17 protein-coding genes are annotated in these 17,094 nt (G+C 41.2%); 6 read left to right on the top strand and 11 right to left on the bottom strand.

Going from position 1 to position 17,094, the window contains the following annotated elements; translation table 11 throughout:
• Positions 1–73 precede the first annotated feature (73 nt).
• A complete protein-coding gene (locus tag F0226_RS15795; RefSeq protein WP_171736536.1) occupies positions 74–946 on the top strand; it encodes a LysR family transcriptional regulator in 873 nt (290 codons plus the stop codon).
• Positions 947–1,778: 832 nt separating this feature from the next.
• On the opposite strand, the gene F0226_RS15790 is transcribed toward F0226_RS15795, so the two are convergent.
• From F0226_RS15790 to F0226_RS15760, 7 genes are all read right to left on the bottom strand, one after another.
• Positions 1,779–2,636 (bottom strand): hypothetical protein, encoded by an 858-nt coding sequence (locus tag F0226_RS15790; protein WP_171736535.1) that lies wholly within the window; start codon positions 2,634–2,636, stop codon positions 1,779–1,781.
• On the bottom strand, positions 2,636–3,490 hold the full coding sequence (locus F0226_RS15785) for an ABC transporter ATP-binding protein (protein ID WP_171736534.1): 855 nt from the start codon (positions 3,488–3,490) through the stop codon (positions 2,636–2,638). Before F0226_RS15785 ends, F0226_RS15790 begins: the two co-directional genes overlap by 1 nt.
• Positions 3,490–3,858: a GntR family transcriptional regulator gene (locus tag F0226_RS15780; RefSeq protein WP_171736533.1), complete on the bottom strand. Its 369-nt coding sequence runs from the start codon at positions 3,856–3,858 to the stop codon at positions 3,490–3,492. The genes F0226_RS15785 and F0226_RS15780 overlap by 1 nt, the downstream gene beginning before the upstream one ends.
• Positions 3,859–3,982: 124 nt before the next feature.
• Positions 3,983–4,483, bottom strand: coding sequence for a prepilin-type N-terminal cleavage/methylation domain-containing protein (locus F0226_RS15775; protein ID WP_171736532.1), 501 nt, complete (start codon positions 4,481–4,483; stop codon positions 3,983–3,985).
• Positions 4,484–4,779: 296 nt separating this feature from the next.
• Positions 4,780–4,929, bottom strand: coding sequence for a hypothetical protein (locus tag F0226_RS15770; protein WP_253820844.1), 150 nt, complete (start codon positions 4,927–4,929; stop codon positions 4,780–4,782).
• 76 nt (positions 4,930–5,005) lie between these two features.
• The gene (locus tag F0226_RS15765) at positions 5,006–5,674 is read right to left on the bottom strand and encodes an OmpA family protein (RefSeq protein WP_171736531.1); all 669 of its coding nucleotides are present in this window, start codon (positions 5,672–5,674) and stop codon (positions 5,006–5,008) included.
• Between the two features lie 129 nt (positions 5,675–5,803).
• Positions 5,804–6,757 carry a LysR family transcriptional regulator gene (locus F0226_RS15760; RefSeq protein ID WP_137373658.1) on the bottom strand — a complete coding sequence of 318 codons (954 nt, stop codon included), beginning with the start codon at positions 6,755–6,757 and terminating at the stop codon, positions 5,804–5,806.
• A 147-nt stretch (positions 6,758–6,904) separates the two neighbouring features.
• Here F0226_RS15760 and F0226_RS15755 point away from each other — a divergent pair, with 147 nt between their 5' ends.
• Positions 6,905–7,693, top strand: a complete 789-nt coding sequence (locus tag F0226_RS15755) for a hypothetical protein (RefSeq protein ID WP_137373659.1) — start codon at positions 6,905–6,907, stop codon at positions 7,691–7,693.
• Positions 7,694–7,804: 111 nt separating this feature from the next.
• On the opposite strand, the gene F0226_RS15750 is transcribed toward F0226_RS15755, so the two are convergent.
• From F0226_RS15750 to F0226_RS15735, 4 genes are all read right to left on the bottom strand, one after another.
• A complete protein-coding gene (locus F0226_RS15750) occupies positions 7,805–8,995 on the bottom strand; it encodes an outer membrane protein transport protein (protein ID WP_171736530.1) in 1,191 nt (396 codons plus the stop codon).
• Between the two features lie 201 nt (positions 8,996–9,196).
• The gene (locus tag F0226_RS15745; protein ID WP_171736529.1) at positions 9,197–10,420 is read right to left on the bottom strand and encodes an efflux RND transporter periplasmic adaptor subunit; all 1,224 of its coding nucleotides are present in this window, start codon (positions 10,418–10,420) and stop codon (positions 9,197–9,199) included.
• A 2-nt stretch (positions 10,421–10,422) separates the two neighbouring features.
• Entirely contained in the window at positions 10,423–10,746 is a 324-nt protein-coding gene (locus F0226_RS15740) for an MFS transporter (RefSeq protein ID WP_171736528.1), read from the bottom strand.
• 414 nt (positions 10,747–11,160) lie between these two features.
• Entirely contained in the window at positions 11,161–11,940 is a 780-nt protein-coding gene (locus F0226_RS15735) for a LuxR C-terminal-related transcriptional regulator (protein ID WP_137373663.1), read from the bottom strand.
• Between the two features lie 217 nt (positions 11,941–12,157).
• Between F0226_RS15735 and F0226_RS15730 the strand changes: the two genes are divergently transcribed.
• The 4 genes from F0226_RS15730 (at position 12,158) to F0226_RS15715 (ending at position 16,966) form a co-directional block, all read left to right on the top strand.
• Entirely contained in the window at positions 12,158–13,738 is a 1,581-nt protein-coding gene (locus tag F0226_RS15730) for an arylsulfatase (RefSeq protein WP_137373664.1), read from the top strand.
• 269 nt (positions 13,739–14,007) lie between these two features.
• Positions 14,008–15,312 carry an anaerobic sulfatase maturase gene (locus tag F0226_RS15725; protein ID WP_137373665.1) on the top strand — a complete coding sequence of 435 codons (1,305 nt, stop codon included), beginning with the start codon at positions 14,008–14,010 and terminating at the stop codon, positions 15,310–15,312.
• Positions 15,313–15,323: 11 nt separating this feature from the next.
• A complete protein-coding gene (locus tag F0226_RS15720) occupies positions 15,324–15,935 on the top strand; it encodes a hypothetical protein (protein WP_171736527.1) in 612 nt (203 codons plus the stop codon).
• Positions 15,932–16,966 carry a hypothetical protein gene (locus tag F0226_RS15715; protein ID WP_171736526.1) on the top strand — a complete coding sequence of 345 codons (1,035 nt, stop codon included), beginning with the start codon at positions 15,932–15,934 and terminating at the stop codon, positions 16,964–16,966. Before F0226_RS15720 ends, F0226_RS15715 begins: the two co-directional genes overlap by 4 nt.
• Positions 16,967–17,094 lie beyond the last annotated feature (128 nt).

Raw genomic sequence — 17,094 nt, 5'->3', positions numbered from 1 at the left:
TCGCTTACTTTACCGCTATGATTGATTTGGAAAAACAAAGTAAAAATAAAAGACTGTTTGGAAAAATAGAACAATGAAAAAACTAAGACAGATGATGGTGTTCATGAAAGTGGTGGAGTCTGGTTCGATCACGAAAGCGGCAGAAAAGTTGGAACTGTCTAAGTCTGTAGTCAGCCAGCACATTAAGCAGCTTGAATCAGACTTAGACGTGACCTTGCTAAAACGCACGACACGTAAGCAAAGCCTCACTTCCGAAGGGGAACGGTTTTATGAGCACTGCTGCGCTATCCATAAAGTGGCTGAGCAAGCTTGGGATGAAGTGAAACAGCAACAAATTGAACCAAGAGGAAAACTGAAGATCACCGCTTCTCATGCGTTGATGGATTCGATTGTGGTACCAGCACTTTCTCAATTATTTAAAGGTTACCCTAACCTCAGTCTTGAGTTTATAGGTCATGACGCACAGCTGGACTTAATGCAAGAGGACATCGACCTGGCTATTCGCATTGGTGAATCACCAGTAAGTAACTTAAAACAGAGACGCATTGGGAGTTTTGTTGATGTGCTTTGCTGCTGCAAAAATGAGAAAGAAACATTATTAAGCAAAGAGCAGCTTCCTTATGTGGCAAATAATTGGCAGCCGAAACATATTGAGCACACGCTATTAAATAAAAAGAACAAAGAACCTTTGGTATGGAAGCCAAGTTTGGTGCATAAATCAAATACAGTTTATGGCTGTATCTCTATGATAAAACAAGGGCTTGGAGTTGGTATCCTTCCTGATTTTATATTTAAAGCTCACGCTGATTCTTTCATTGAGTGGTTACCTGAATACCAATTAGAACCCACTCCGGTATATGTTTTGCATCCATATTCGGGGGCAATTCCTAGTAGCGTAAAAATGGCAATAGAGGCAATTACACGTTATTTAAATGACGTTAAATAATGCGCTTGGCTGTAGGGTTTACATGCTGCTATATGTACTAGTTTGAACTTTTTAGTTCATTGAATTGTCGTAAGAGTGAAATGATTTTGTCATTTAGGCTCGCTAATCTTCTAAGTATACAAACAAGTATGCAAAGACGAATATTGATAACTAGATCATATCGTCATGTATATGGTACTCATCACTCTTTATATTTTGTGATGTGAATCATTGCTTTCAAGGTTAAACACGGCTAGATTCGATTAGTCGGCAAACAAAAGCTCATGAAGAGCTGCTGATAAATGAAAAGGAAATAAAAATGAAAAAAATGAGAAGAGCACAGCTACATCGCGTTCGCATCCAATACTGGAAAGATACAGCGAAAGAAGTAGCAAAGAAATAAACCAAACACTACGCTATCAAAAGCTAAGTTTGGCTAAAACGTAAGGTAATCTGATTCAATATTGAAATATGTAGTATTACGTTACACCCCATCGAGCTGACATCGCATAATCCTTTGCATCTTATGTCAGCTCTTTAAAACCCCTCTTGTATCACCTCACAAAGATCAGCAAACTTTCCACCAGACAATCTATTGCCTATATAAGCAACCCATTAGACAAATCATCGATCAGACAAGTGATTCATAAGATAAATCCTCCATAAGACAAACCATCAGATTTAAATCCTTACAGACTTCAACAACCATGATCTCTTATTTCGCATATAAAAAAACTCCCGATTTCTCAGGAGCTTTGTTGACTGTCTTGCTAGAAGCTAGAAGCTAGAAGCTAGAAGCTAGAAGCTAGAAGCTAGAAGCTAGAAGCTAGAAGCTAGCATTAATTAGCAGATATTAACGAGTGAATAAGCTCTTTAAGCTCACGTCATCTGTTTGGTAGAGCTTACGACTTGCAATAAAGCCAACAGCACCTAAAGCGATATATATCACCAGTGACAAAATATGGACGTTGGCAAAAGCGTTAAGCGGATTGCTGGCAAGAAGTAGGTTAAGGGGCAGAGACAGTATTTCAGAGAAAAACTCACTAATACCATAAAAGCCGAATACGCCAATGGTCAGCCACTTAATGGCATAACCTGAGACTAAGATGACTAAAATAGGCGAGCTGACTAACTGAGATATTGCCAGCGTTATTGCTGCGAGAGGAAGCAAAGCAACGGCAACCACGAGCATGCGCGCAAAAAATACTAGCCAATTGGTTAAAACAAAAAACAGAGACTCTTGGTTAACCAGCAATGCTAACTGCTTATCGTTAGTAATGTTCAGCACCCACAGCAGTAGATCTGCACATAGAACGAGAAGCGCGCATATAGCAGGAATAGCGACTAAACCAAACCCAAGCTTCACTAAGTGAGTGGTGGTGTTAGACACCGGCATGCTGCGCCAAAACATGGAGCTGCCTTCTTGGCGCTCTTTACGTAATGTTTTAGGAATGTATAAAGTGGTAAGAAGAAGGGCAATAACCCCTGCTCCAAAGGTGATCACCATATTGAGGTCGCGAGCGAAGTCCATGTGAATATCACTCACATCACCTGTCACGTTCATCTCAAAAAAGAAGCTGTGTTGGGCTGTATTGCTCGTGATTAAACTGACGAAAAGCAACACGCCGCAAAGCACAACGAACAAGGGTAAACGCGTAACAATTTTGTGCTCGATAAGTTCTTTCTCAAGCATATGTAGAGTTGGATGCATTATGCTTTCCCCGTTTGAGTAGCAAGAAACAAATCAGCAAGTTTGACTTGATAGCATTGACCAAGGTTTTCAACTTGAGTTCTATATTGACCTTTCAGTAACCATTTTGTTGTGCCTAGCCCTTGTTGGCTTGAAAGCGGATTAAGGGCTTCTATTTCATTTGAATGAGAAGTGGCAGCATCAAGAATGAAGTAATCTTGATCGATGGTTTCCATGCTTTGCTGTAAAACGCACTCACCTTGTTTAAGGATAAGAACATCCGTCAATAAATGTTCAATTTCAGAGACTTCATGGCTGGCAATAATTAACGTGCGTTCGCCGTCATGGAACCATTCCAACAAGTGTCGGTAAAAAGTGTCGCGGTAAATGAGGTCAAGTCCGAGCGTTGGCTCATCCAAAATTAACACTTTAGTGTCCGTCGCGATGATGATGGCAAGATGTAGTTGAACTTTCATTCCTTTAGAAAGTTGCTTGATCTTTGAAGACAGTTTTATGTTGGTGCTTTCTAATGTTTTGAGTGCTTTTTCTTTATTAAAGCTGGGGTGAACACCGGCTGTGTATTTGATGATTTGTTTGACGGTCATCCATTCAGGTAAAACGTTCACATCTGAAATGTAAGACAGATGCTTCATCATTTCAGTATGTTGTTTGATTGGGTGGCAACCATTGACTGAGATGTCACCCTTGTACTGATGCCCCCCAAGTAATGCTTTGATGAGTGTCGATTTACCCGCGCCATTATGACCAAGCAACCCAAGCACTTGGCCTGCTTGTAATTCGAAGCTGATATCTTTAACGCCTACTTTATCGGAGTAGGTTTTAGTCACGTTTTGTACAGATAATAAAGCCGTCATTATTTGTCCTTCATATACAGAGTCAGTTGCTGAACGAAGTCATCAATACTCATATCAATATTTTGTAAGGTGGTGGCGATTTCAGGAATACGTTCATTGAGGAAGGCTTCTCTCGAAACTTGTTTCAATTGCTCTACAGCTCCTTTCGCAACAAACATACCTTGCCCACGCCTTTTTTCTACCAAGCCATCATCTACTAAAAGCTGATAGCTTTTCATCACAGTTAAGTGGTTGATCTTGAGATCAGCCGCGACTGAACGAATGGAAGGCAAAGCCTGTTCTTCTTGCCATATCCCTTGCTGGATCTGAGCGATGATTTGATCGGCAAGCTGTCTGAATATGGGTTGATTATCGTTCCATTGAGTCATGATTATTAACTTATGGTGTTATACATAACTATAACAGTATTCTTTGTGCAGAATATTTCAAGTGTTTTATGACTTAAAAGTAGGAATGCTTATAGAAAGGATCAGAAGCCAGTGACAATATTGTTTAGCATGCACCAAGCAAGGTCACGACTTGAGGCTGTTTTTCTGGCTGATAAAGGACTTGGCAAAAATCGCCCTGTGGCTCGTATGTGTAAGGAGTACCACTGAAGGAAATAGAGGCGACACGGTGCCCATCAATGGTTTTGTTTCGGACGTACAAGGTTTCTTTATTATCGATGTTCATTAAGCGCACGACCGAATCAATGTAGGCAATGGGGTAGCCATGGCAGACAAAAAAACCTTCGACTTCGGTTTTTTTGCCCTCCTCGACATTGCATTCACTTTCAACAGTTTCGATCACTGATTTTGCATAGATCATGTCGATACCAGTTCGAAGGTTACCGGCAATTCCACGCATTTTACTGATACGAGCATCACTTTGAATATTGCTGATTTTTACCGTAGCTACGGCGGATACAATTGCCAAAATAACAAGGCAAGCAATAAGTTCGATGAGGGTAAACCCGCGTTGATGTCTGAATTTACTAGGTTGTTTTAATCGCATGTTAATCGCCGGCGAGTTTATGCTAAGTGATCATCAAAATAAGCAGGCATCAAAACTAAGTTCGTGGACGCCCATAGTTCAATTTTTTGAAAAGTGATGCGGGAGGAAGAATAAAACAAAGGCGAGACATTCAGTAGGTATGAATGCCTCGTGAGATCATGAAGGTTAAGTGTTTGTAACTTATTATCTATATTTATCAATGGTTTGAAACTAATACTTAAAGAACTTAGCTTTGTAAGGCTGTGTAAGCTCTTTAAAATAAGCATTCCACTTATGAAAAATGGTATGAGAAATGGTTAATTTTCCGATACTGAACGTTGTTTGTAATTCTCATACCAGTCCCTCAATGTGTAAGTCACGATGGTAATGTCAGTAATTGCAAAGGGGATAAAACTTGCGTTGAGGTGTGCTGTTTCTGGGTTGAGTGCATAGATGCCAGCGTACATAGTGACGCCCCCCAATAAGCAGGAATGGCTTTAGAAAACGGTTAAAAAAAACAGAACTCATCTCGAAAAAATAGAATTACTGTAGTGATAGAATATTGATTTCAACACGTCGGTTACATGCACGACCTTGCTGAGTATTGTTATCACAAATCGGGTATCTCTCCCCAAACCCTTGAGTGGCTACTCGCCCTGAAGCCACTTTTTGATTTACTAAGTATTCGCCAACAGAACGCGCACGCTGCTCGGATAGTTTTTGATTTGTTGCATCACTACCTGAACTGTCTGTATGTCCTTTGATATCTAACCGAGTTTCAGGGTATTCCCCAAGAATCAGTGCCACACTATTTAAAGTTGAATAGATGTCTGAAGATAGGTAATAGGAGCCTGAGTCAAACCCGATCCCATTTTCCATTATGAGTTGAAGTTCATTTTCACTCACCCGTTTCACTTGAACGCCTGAGTGAACTAACTGATTTCTCAGTGCTTCTTCTTGCTTGTCCATGTAATAACCTGCGCTACCGCCAATAAGACCACCAGCAGCAGCACCTCGGAGCGCTCGTTTCTTACGTTCACTAGAGCTATCGCCAGTTGCTGCTCCAATGGCAGCTCCAGCTAACACACCTACCATTACGCCTTTAGTCGCAGAATTGGTTTCCATTTCACCTGTGGTTGCGTTTTGTCTTTGTGTTGCTTGGCAACCCGTAAGTAGGCTTGTTAAACAAACGGCTAGAATCAATTTTTTCATTAATTATCGTCTTAGAGTAGGGGCGATGACAAAACCTTGTAAAGGAGTCATAAATAAAGCCAGAAAAATCTATATTGAGAATATTAATAGGAATAACAGCACCCTACATCAGTATAAATACGGTATTTTTTAGCAATCAATGACCTTCGTAGACAGTTCATTAAGTTTTTGCTGAAGGGATTTTTTTACTACTTCACTTGCGTATTGATAAAGTGGGTGAGAGTGGTTTCGCTCAAGGTAATATACGGCGTGGCTGATTTGTTTAGGTAGTAATTCATTTAACCATTCTGGTCGGAAACATTGTAGCGACTCGCTACACATAGATGCGGCAAGTGTTTCAGTTATCGCCAAAATATCCGAATGTTCAGCAAGAATACTTAAGACAGACATACTTGCTGAACGATATTTAAAGTTGAATAATTTGGGGTGCTGTTTTTCTAGGATCGCATTAAAATCGGTGAGCCCAGGTACGAGAATGCCGCCCGTAGGGTAAGAGCCGAACTGTTCTTTTTTGAGGTTAGATAGGCTCCAAGGATGATCTTTTCTCGCTATGATGACCGGCTCACTTCTGGTTAGCGGGACTGAGCGGATTGATTTTGGCGCTTCAATTGGATAAAAGTTAAGGCCAATGTGAACTTCTCCATTTTGCATTGCCTCAAATGTTTTGTCGCTCCAAGTCGTGATATTGAGTTTTGCATTAGGGAACAAATCAAAGACTACCGAGCTGGTGAGTTCCGTTGCAATAGCTTCAAGAAATACACTTGATACTGCGATTGTCAGCTCTCCGTCGAATTGATGAGGGTCTGAGAATAGGTGTGATGAAAGGCGGTTATCTAAAATTTCAATATGCTCATTGAGATCGGTTCCTATTTCATCTGCCCTGTGAGTTGAAATTAATTCATTCCCCGACATATAGAATAGCCTGTCGTTTGTGAACTCCCGTAATTTAGCCAATGTCTGACTTACCGCTGATTGAGTTATTCCAAGAGCTTGAGCTGCTTTTTTAGTGCTTCTATAAATATAAATGGCATTAAAAATTCGAAGGTAATTTAAATTTAACTGTTCGTTATATTTTCTGTACATGTAAATACCAACTAAAGGAAATTAGTGAAACTGAGAATGCTAGGTTTGGTGAATTAGCATTGCTAATAATTTAAATAAGTAGTGTCTAAAACTGAGTTTATTTAAAGTTCTTCTCATCGGTTTTTAGAACATCTCTTAAGGTTTCCAATGAATAGACTTAATATCATTACAGCGGCAGTGATTATGGCATCAACGGTTGTTTCGTCAGCTTCATTTGCCAGTGACAACGAGCAGCAGTATCACGATGCAGATCCAAGGAATAGCTCAGCAAGAGCCGCTGTTTTCTCTGATGAACAAGGTGAACTCAAGCTTCTAGCCGGTGGCGGTGCTGGTGGATTAACCAGTGATATTTCACAAACTGTAGGGTTTGCTGAATATTACACACAGTCACACAATGCAAGGCTTCGAGCTGCTCATTTCGACCGGTTTGGTGGTGTTTATGTTGATGTTTATCATTTAGATGAAGCAGCTGGTATGTACACAACCGGTTACATGCTTCCTCTTTCCAGCGATGATGGTACTTTATTTTTTCCGTCATTGAATTACACCTATGTAGACTTTAAAACTGATGACATTGCCAACTTAGCTAACGGTATGCCTGGTTCTCCAATTCCTTCAATTACGTCGAATCAAGTTACTCAGGCTTTAGGTGGTAAAGATGCACACTTAGGATCAGTTAATCTGTATGCATTGCACCCATGGAACGACACACACTTTTCAGTGTTTAATGTAAACCTTGGCTCTTCGTATGGTGGTGTCGACATGAACGTTGCAAACCTGATGTGGCTTCAAGGAATTAAAACCAAAGTGGCAGACAAAGACATAAATATTATGTTTGAGTTCAAATACGACGTCATTGAAATCAAAAACACGACAGCAGGCGACATTAATTCTGAAGAAGTGACCGCATCTGTAGGTATTGATTACCGCTTCTAGCTTTTAACTTCTAGCCCCCAATGGTCTTCATTGCACGGATGCGATAAAACCTAAAGCAAAGTGATACAAATATGCTTATACGGGGGCTGCACTTAAAAAAAGATATTTTTATTAATAGGTAGCGTTGATTCCAATAAAGTGAATGCTGCCTTCGAAGTTACCGTATATTTGTGTATAGGCTTTTTCTGTGCGATCTATTTCCATCGTGCCGAAATCAGCATATTCATAGAAAATATCGATACGAGTGGTGCCCCAATGAGTACTTGCACCCATCGAGTAACGGTACTGTTCACCCACTGGTAAATCGACCCACTGTTTGGTTGGATCGTCTTGAGGTGATGTTTCGTAAGAGAAACCAGCTTTTAGAGCCCAGTCGGAGTTAACTTGATAATCGGCACCTACTGAAAACTTCCAAACGTCATCCCAATCTCGGTCGATTGACTGAGGTAGATTAGGTTGTGAGTTGAGTGTGTCGTTGTAAACCGGAGTGTCTGAAAATTCACTCCACTGGTGGAATTGTACAGACGAGAGCAATGTGAGATCAGTATTAAGATCATAGCTAACACTTAAATCAATAATGGCTGGAACCACAAGCTCAGTGCCAACCACAGCGCTACTGCCATTGGATAGATCGGCTGAAATATCATCAAAATCGTGTGCCAGCTTCGAACGGTAGCTTAGACCAAGTGACCATTTTTGAGCTTTATACATTGCGCCGAAGTTATAGCCAAATGCCCAATCTGTCCCCATGTCTGATTGGAAACCTGTCGTACTTACTTCGATCATGCCATAGTTGACTTGCACGCCAGCAGCAACAGACCAGTTATCATCTAACTGGTAGCTGATATTTGGGTTGAGTTGTAACGCCGACATAAAAGCTTTGTCTAGGTGATTTGCGCCATCCCAGTTGTCACCATATTCAATAGATGACCCACCAACCGCACCAAAATTAACACCTACATGTGTTTTTTCGTTGACTTGCTGAACATGAAATATACCGATAGATGGCATCAGGGTATTGGCACTCGCATTTCCATCTGGCGTATTAATAACGCTCGTATCGGCTTGATAGTCGGTATAATCCATCTGCAGATAAAGTGCCATGATATTAACCGTCGTCTTGCTTTCACCCATGTGGCTCATTGTTGCAGGGTTTGTCCAACTAGCCGTTGCAGTTCCGGTGTATACCCCGTCTCCAGCTCCTGCAGTTCCTGCATTAGCAGTGACAGCTTCTTGCAACAGTAGTCCACTTGCATTAGCAAATGATGAGCAGATGAGCAGCGGTAAAATTAGTTTTTTCATATTTGTATCACTTAGGTTTGAATTAAGCCCAACACGCTCCTTTGGGAGCGTGAATAGTAGGAAATTTTATTGGATAAAAAGTGCCGCTATAGGTGAGTACTAAGCAGGCATAGAAATACGATGAAGAGTACTGCCTGACTTTTTCTTCTGTGGGATACATCAATAAAGTCGCATAGTTTGTGAAAAGTGTTCATGGCATACCTACATGCTATATAAGAAGTAAATCTGAGCTTTCATTCGGATGATGATGCCGCGAATAACATTCAAGAAATTAAGGAAAGGAATTGGCTTTTCTGCATTGACCCAAGCAAGACCGACCGCTCCAACAGGAATGTCGTAGCCTTCTGGTTCTGATATACGCAGTCGAACAAAATGGTGTTTGTTCATTACATTCTTACCCGTTGTCGCTCGTACATTCGTTTCTCTTGCGAGTAATGAACCTTGTGACTCACCGGTTGCTTCGACAATACCTTCTACTTCAGCATTGAAGATCTTGCCCGGGTAAATAGCAGTCGCGAATTCAGCTTCCTGTCCCACTTTGATGTTTCGAAATGCTTGATGGTTAATTCGCATCAATACGAATTTTTCATTGCTGTACATTTTCAAGCGAGGCATTGCCCCAACAAACTGACCTTCACGAGCCATAAAGTTGGTGACATATCCATCGGTTGGTGCATAAATCTTGGTTTGTGACAGGTCCCACTTAGCTTGAGCTAAAGAAGCTTGTTTATTTTGGTAATCCGCTTCTTTGCTGATCACTGTCAGTTTAGATTTTTCCATTAGGTTTTTATTTTTTTCGGCCGTGATTAAAGCTTTGTCATACTGCGACTCTAAGATAAAAACTTGGCTGTGAGCGACTTCTACAATGGTTCTTTGTTGATCAAGATTACTCTCAGTAACCGTATTTTTGACCTTAGTGTTTTGGTCTACATAGCGCTTTAAAGTACGTACCTTTAATGTGAGGTCTTGATTAGCAGCCGATATTTGGTTCTTGATGATTTTTATATCTTCAAGAGATGAGCGGAAATTTGTATTAGCGATATTGGTGTCTTGCACAGCCAGTTGATATGCAGTTTGTGCGATAGATACTTGAGATTCAGCTTTCTCAACCGCAATTTCATATGAGTCATCAACAATGTCATAGATCAGCTCACCGCTTTTGATCTCTTGGTTAGGGGATATATACAGATGTTCAATATTCCCTGTAACGCGAGTAGACCCCGGGCGTAATTGAATATGAGGTGATTGAACAACGGAGCCACCGGACAGATCCATCGGTGCCCATGTAATTAAGCCAACCCAAACAAAAAGCAGCCAAATGCTTCCGCCGCCATAAGCGAACGTTTTAAAAGGAGTCCCCCAAGGCACACCAATCAATCGAAGTAGATATATAAATAAAGCCCAAATAGCCAAACCTTCTAACATTTTTATTCTCCAGTGCTTTCCGCTTTAATTGGTGAAGCGTCATGCCAAATATGGCGGACACGGCGAATACTTTGTTCTACATCGACAAAAGCAATAATGACCGCAATTACCCATACCCAATGCCAGATAAAACCAATCCAAGTCAAAATAGTAACGAGCCCTAACTGACCGTGTTTCTTTTTATCTGCATGGTGAATAGGCAGTTCATGAAACTTCCAAAATGCATACAAAGCACCAATTACGGTACCAATGAGCACAATCCCTGCGACAACGTGTAAGCCTGTGTCGAATCCTGTTTCAACAAACGGCATGCTAATTAAACTCATAAAGCTTCCTAAAAGGGGTAATTAAAAAATTGAGCTAGAGAGAATCCACTGATAGTGGACATGTATCGAAATGTTACGGGGAGAGTGGGATGAGGGAATCAGTAAAAATACGGATAACTCTGGAAGAATAATAAAAGCATGATCTGGATGAGCCAAAGAAGGTCGAGGCTACTACTTATTTATGGACAAGTGCGTTTCAAGTTGGTTTCGGTTTTATTGTTTTAGATGGCATTGCTTCAAACGATATTGGTTTAGGTGACAATGCTTTAAGTGAAGCAGGTTTACTTGATGCTTTTAATTAATTTATGGTCTTGATTTTGTAAGCTGTAGTATTACTGCAATAACACAAACCACTACTGTAGTGGTTTGTGTAAGTTGGACAAAGCAGGAGTGATATTTGTGTATATGAGAGGGCTATTGATCAATACCAAGACCGTTGCGCAATGCAAATTGGATAAGCTCGGTATTGTTTTCAAGCTCGAGGATGTCGATCATGCGGTACTTGTGCGATTCGATGGTTCGAGGGCTTAAAAAGAGCTTTTCTGCGCATTGTTTTGCCGTAAAACCTTGAGCAAGTAGAGTTAGAACCGAGCACTGCTTGGGCGATAACAAAAGAAGCTTTTCACCTTCATTTGCATTAGTAGGCTGATCTTGTTTTAAATTTCTAGCCATTGTTGAGTGTTGCCAATAGCAGAGCCAAATGTCGCAAATAAGCTTGAGGCGTTTCATATCTTGGTCGGAGAGAGGTTCTACATTGCTGTGGAACCTAGAGAATGATAAAGCCCCCCAATCTTGCCCAAATAGCTTCAGTGGAATAATGCCATGCCATCGTCCACCTTCTTGATACAAGGTAGTGATTACCGAGATTTTATGATTGCTCATGTCATGTTCGTCAAAAGTGAGCCAACGTTTCTTGGTTCTGAGCTGTTTCAAGTAATCTAAATAATTACCGCTGATAAAGCTTTGTGGGTTGAGCTTAGGAATGTTGTCACGAGAGATAGTGACGGTTTTACCGTCGTTCAGCATAATCATTGAGTTGGGAAACAGTGTAACTCTGTCTATTTCGAACCAATCTAAAACTGTGTGAGCAATTCTTTGCCAAGTTTCATCAAAGTCTTTAGGCGGCGATCCAATTAAGGCGTCGGACTGCTGTGTCACCAAATCTTCAAAAGACATTTCAGTGGTATTTCTCATCGTATACAGTCAACCTTATCAACAATAATTCTATGTATAAGCTAGCTTTTTATTGGGTTATAAGTCAATTTTTTGCCTAAATAACGGGTGATTATCACTCGCTTAGGTATCCCATTATTATTCAAATCAGTAATACTACTGATTACCACGTTTTACGTTTCTTAAATAATAGCTCCCGGAAAGAAATTACTTTTAAAATTACAAAAGGTCTTGAGCTATGTTCAAAAAGAAAACCTTCCTACAACTTGCGATAGGTGCTGTACTAGCATCGACTGCAATGGCGAGTTACGCGACGACGGATACAAGCCGCCCTAATATCCTAGCCATTTGGGGCGATGATATTGGCATCGATAATATTTCGGCGTACACACGAGGCCAAGCGGGTCACTGGACTCCGAATATCGATCGTATCGCGAACGAAGGCGTGCTATTTACTGACTTTTACGGAGAAAACTCTTGTACTGCTGGTCGTAGTGCATTCATTACAGGTCAGCATCCAATGCGTACTGGTTTGACAAAAGTAGGCATGCCAGGCGCTGCTGAAGGTATTCGTCAAGAGGACCCAACCATTGCAACCATGCTCAAGGCTAAAGGTTACATGACAGGTCAGTTCGGTAAGAACCACCTCGGTGACCGTGATGAGCATCTACCAACCGCTAATGGTTTTGATGAGTTCATGGGTAGCCTTTACCACCTGAACGCTGAAGAAGAACCAGAGCATCCGGATTACCCACAAGCGCCTGGCTTTAAGAAAAAATTTGGGCCGCGTGGCGTTATCCATTCATACGCTGATGGCCGTATCGAAGATACAGGTGCTCTAACGATTAAACGTATGGAAACGGTGGATGAAGAATTCCTAGAAGGCGCTTTAGACTTTATTGACCGTGCTCATAAAGAGAAAAAGCCATTCTTCGTTTGGTTTAACTCAACGCGTATGCATGTTTGGACTCATCTAAAAGAAGAATCAAAAGGTTTGTCACAACGTGGTGGTCTTTACGGTGATGGTCTAGTTGAGCACGACAACATGGTCGGTCAATTACTTGATAAGCTGGACGAACTGAAGATTGCTGATAACACCATTGTTTCGTACACGACCGATAATGGTGCAGAGAAATGGTCTTGGCCAGATGGCGCAACATCGCGTTACTACGGTGAGAAGAACTCAACGTGGGAAGGCGGCTTCCGTGTACCAGCAATGATGCGTTGGCCGAACAAGATCCCTGCAGGCTCTGTTGCAAACGAAATTGCGGCGCACAATGACTGGGCTCCAACATTCTTAGGTGCCGCTGGCGAGAAAAACATTGTCGCTGACTTGAAGAAAGGCAAAGAGCTTAATGGTAAAGAGTACAAAGTTCACCTAGATGGCTTTGACTTAATGCCAGCACTTAAGAAAGGCAATAACACAACAGCAGACAACTCTGCTGATTGGCCTCGTAAGGGCTTTGTTTATGCAGCTGATGATGGTCATATTTCAGCCGTGCGTATGGGCGACTTTAAAGTGATGTTTACGGCAAACCAGTGTCACGGTATTGAAACTTGGCAGTGTCAGTTCGAAGAACTGCGTTTCCCGTACATCTTTAACCTGCGTCAAGACCCGTATGAAAATGCGCATAAAGATGGTATTGGTTACTCTCAATGGCGTGTTGAGCATGTTCCATACATGTACTTGGGCGCAGCTTACACATTCCAATTCTTGAAAACATTCCAAGAGTTCCCGCCACGCCAAGTTCCTGGTTCGTTCTCTATCGACAAAATTGTTGAGAAGATGAGTATTTGGCAGCGTGCTCAATACCAATAGTACTGAGTAACAAATCCATATTATTGAGTTAACTGGCGAGTCAAATCAGCCCCCGCTGAAAAGCTGACGAACCACTTAAAAGAGCGATCCTTATGATCGCTCTTTTTGTTTTCGCTTGTTTGTTGAAGAAGCCATAAAACAGAATCAGTAATACTACTGATTACGGCTGACAAGTGTTGTTGAATAATGGTCATAGATAACCGTTATCGGTTTCCATCTTAGGGAAGTAATCGCACAGTGAATGTGAGTGAACGAGAAGAGGAATAACAATGACCCAATCAGCTCAACACAACACCATTATGTTGCCAAAAGCAGCACCCGCGAAACGTATGAATATTATGACTAAGCCCATTGGGTCAGCATGTAATATTGATTGCACTTACTGTTACTACCTAAGTAAAGAAGAGTTGTTAGGCCATGAGCGTGGTTGCGCGACTCAAATGAGCGAAGAAATGCTAGACACCTACATCAAGACCTATATTGAGCAGCAAAATTTTCCTGAGATTGTTTTCCATTGGCAAGGCGGAGAACCGACGTTACTAGGTGTTAATTTCTTTCGTGACGTAGTTCGCCTGCAAAAAAAATATTGCCCGAAAGGCGTGAAAATTGAGAACAACCTGCAGACTAACGGGACGTTACTTAATGATGATTGGGGCAAGTTCTTAAGTAAAAACAATTTTATGGTCGGCTTAAGCATTGATGGACCTGAAATGATCCACAACGCTTATCGCACCAACCGCTCGGGACGAGGCACTTTTAAGCAAACTATGAAAGGTGTTGCGTTTCTTCATAAACACAACGTGAATTTTGCAACGCTGACTTGTGTAAACAACCTCACTGGTTCAAACCCACTCGAAGTTTACCGCTTTTTACGCGATGAGATTCGTTCGCCACAGATGCAATTCATCCCTATCGTCGAACCGAAATCATTCCGAGAGACAGCACCACAGAAATGGTCTGAAGAAGAGATTCTTTTTCAAGGCATGCCTGAAACTGAGCCTAGCCACCCGAACTCAATTGTAGAGTCTTGGTGTGTTTCTGCTCATCAATGGGGAGATTTCCTGTGCACCATTTTTGATGAGTGGTTGGAAAATGACATCGGCAAAGTGAATGTTCCGTATTTTGAATCTTGTGTTGAAACTTGGATGGGCCGAGTAAACCCGCTTTGTACACTGGCTCCTATGTGTGGCAAAGGATTAGCTATTGAGCACAACGGTGATGTATTCGCGTGTGACCACTATGTTTACCCAGAATACAAGCTCGGCAACATCAATGATGCCAAGCTTGAAGACCTGCAATTTTCAAAAGGCCAAGAAGAATTTGGTCGAGCAAAAGAGTCAACGTTACCTAAACAATGCCGAGAGTGTACTTATCAGTTTGCTTGTTTTGGTGAGTGCCCGAAAAATCGCTTTATCAAAACCCTCGATGGTGAAACAGGGCTGAACTATTTGTGTGCAGGCTGGAAACAGTTCTTTTCACATATTGATCCTTATATATCAATGGTTGTATCGACCATGGGGTACCCAGTGAACAAGGGTATTAATGCAGACGCGATGAGAATTAAATTTAAATAGAGGGTGAAAAAATGAAATTGATTATATCAAGAATATTGATCGCATCTCTCGTTATGTCTTTTGTCGGTACTTCGATAGCAGAGACAACAATAAAAACAGAACAGCAGGTCGAGCAAAAATCTGAGAGTGATAAATACAAAGTAAACCAATCAGCTAATAGTGATTTAGATGGTTTGTATAATGAGGAACAAGTGAACGCGATTATTTCATTGGCATTCGAAACAAAGAGTACTCGCTATACAGAATTTGCTCGTCTATTCAACCGGTGTCAAAAACAACCTAATCATCCTGATTGCGGTGATTCTTATACAGCTAAACGCACTCAGTATGAGATTGCCAAAGCCAATCATGCAGTACTTCAAATGGTATATAAAGATGAGTTCAAATACCTGCTTATGCCTGAGGTAAACTCCCCTGAACTAGTGGTTTCATTGCAGAGCTTAGGGTATCTAAATAGCCGCTCAGGAGAAGATGTGAGCTACGAAGATACTTTAACAGCATTGAATCATTGGTTAAGTGCGAACAGAATGCGAGAAACACGTGATATCTATTTACTACATGCCCTGCTAGTTCGAGCAGAAGAACTGTCTCAACGGTTATTGAACGAACAGGAAGGCGCATGAGTTATCGCTGCATAAAATTAAAACTAAACCAACTTGAATTAAGCAAAATGACACTTAAGTTGTGGTTCGTTTGCATCATGTCTTTTTTATGCCCATTTTATGTTGGTGCAAGTGCAGTACAGCCTGAAGATTTTCCTGTGCCGCCTGTAGAAAGGGAAGAGTCACTCCTAGCTGAATATTCTCAGAATGAATTGTTGAGTATGGAATTGAGAGTTGAGGCAACAAGTAATTTAGGTCTGTATTACGGTCCTAATGCCATTATTGCAGTTGCAAGAGCCTCACGTTCGGAACATACAGAAATGCGTTTAGCTGCCATTCAGGCGGCTAAACAGTGGGAAGGTCGAGCAAAGTGGGATGTAATATCTCCGATGTTGAATGACAATAATCAAGATGTTAGTGAAGAAGCCGTACAAGTACTGATCCAAATCTGGCAAATATTGTCTCCTTCGCATCAAGAATATTTAGACAAGTATGTGGATGAATATTTGAATAGGCTTCCACTAACGTTAGAGGGCGATATAAAGAAAGCTTGGTTCTATCGAATTCAACAAAAAGAAGATCTTATTGAAGACCAATATGAACGTATGTATGCGCTTTATGATGATCCAAGAACGGCGGTGATTCACTCCGAGTATTTACGTGACATTGGAAATACGGCTCAAGCAAGAGAAGTGCTAGAGAAAGCCGCAATCAAACACCCCAATGATGCGCGTTTACAGTATGGCTTGGGGTTAAGCTATCATCGGTCAGGTGATGTGATGAAATCAAAACAGTCTCTCAGCCAAGCAGTAACGCTCGCTCCCACGAACTCCAAATATGCTTATGTTTATGCCTCTACTGTTCGTGATTCTGATGTTCACCAAGCAGCAAAACTGTTCGACAAAGCGTATCAGTTGAACCAAGAACCTGCGTACCTTTATGCGTTATGCGATGCGCTATTGGAGTCGAAGCAGAATGCTAAGCCTTGCCTGGATTCGTTAAAACGGGTTGCGCCTGAGAATGTGGTCACCGAACTTAAAGAACGCTACTGAAAACAGAACAGTTAAACCTAAGCCGTTAATAAAACCAGAACAATTAATAAAATCAATCATTTAAAAATATGCAGTTAATAAAAATTTATTAGTTAAAAACTCTACAGTTAATAAAAACATAGTAGTAA

The organism is Vibrio sp. 99-70-13A1, assembly GCF_013114625.1.
In the GTDB taxonomy this organism is placed as follows: domain Bacteria; phylum Pseudomonadota; class Gammaproteobacteria; order Enterobacterales; family Vibrionaceae; genus Vibrio.
This window is presented reverse-complemented; position numbering and strand designations above follow the sequence as displayed.

Bases quoted from the DNA above. Each gene is read 5' to 3' on its own strand.
- F0226_RS15795 (WP_171736536.1), top strand. From the start codon at position 74: ATGAAAAAACTAAGACAGATGATGGTGTTCATGAAAGTGGTGGAGTCT.
- F0226_RS15790 (WP_171736535.1), bottom strand. From the start codon at position 2,636: ATGCATCCAACTCTACATATGCTTGAGAAAGAACTTATCGAGCACAAA.
- F0226_RS15785 (WP_171736534.1), bottom strand. From the start codon at position 3,490: ATGACGGCTTTATTATCTGTACAAAACGTGACTAAAACCTACTCCGAT.
- F0226_RS15780 (WP_171736533.1), bottom strand. From the start codon at position 3,858: ATGACTCAATGGAACGATAATCAACCCATATTCAGACAGCTTGCCGAT.
- F0226_RS15775 (WP_171736532.1), bottom strand. From the start codon at position 4,483: ATGCGATTAAAACAACCTAGTAAATTCAGACATCAACGCGGGTTTACC.
- F0226_RS15770 (WP_253820844.1), bottom strand. From the start codon at position 4,929: ATGTACGCTGGCATCTATGCACTCAACCCAGAAACAGCACACCTCAAC.
- F0226_RS15765 (WP_171736531.1), bottom strand. From the start codon at position 5,674: ATGAAAAAATTGATTCTAGCCGTTTGTTTAACAAGCCTACTTACGGGT.
- F0226_RS15760 (WP_137373658.1), bottom strand. From the start codon at position 6,757: ATGTACAGAAAATATAACGAACAGTTAAATTTAAATTACCTTCGAATT.
- F0226_RS15755 (WP_137373659.1), top strand. From the start codon at position 6,905: ATGAATAGACTTAATATCATTACAGCGGCAGTGATTATGGCATCAACG.
- F0226_RS15750 (WP_171736530.1), bottom strand. From the start codon at position 8,995: ATGAAAAAACTAATTTTACCGCTGCTCATCTGCTCATCATTTGCTAAT.
- F0226_RS15745 (WP_171736529.1), bottom strand. From the start codon at position 10,420: ATGTTAGAAGGTTTGGCTATTTGGGCTTTATTTATATATCTACTTCGA.
- F0226_RS15740 (WP_171736528.1), bottom strand. From the start codon at position 10,746: ATGAGTTTAATTAGCATGCCGTTTGTTGAAACAGGATTCGACACAGGC.
- F0226_RS15735 (WP_137373663.1), bottom strand. From the start codon at position 11,940: ATGAGAAATACCACTGAAATGTCTTTTGAAGATTTGGTGACACAGCAG.
- F0226_RS15730 (WP_137373664.1), top strand. From the start codon at position 12,158: ATGTTCAAAAAGAAAACCTTCCTACAACTTGCGATAGGTGCTGTACTA.
- F0226_RS15725 (WP_137373665.1), top strand. From the start codon at position 14,008: ATGACCCAATCAGCTCAACACAACACCATTATGTTGCCAAAAGCAGCA.
- F0226_RS15720 (WP_171736527.1), top strand. From the start codon at position 15,324: ATGAAATTGATTATATCAAGAATATTGATCGCATCTCTCGTTATGTCT.
- F0226_RS15715 (WP_171736526.1), top strand. From the start codon at position 15,932: ATGAGTTATCGCTGCATAAAATTAAAACTAAACCAACTTGAATTAAGC.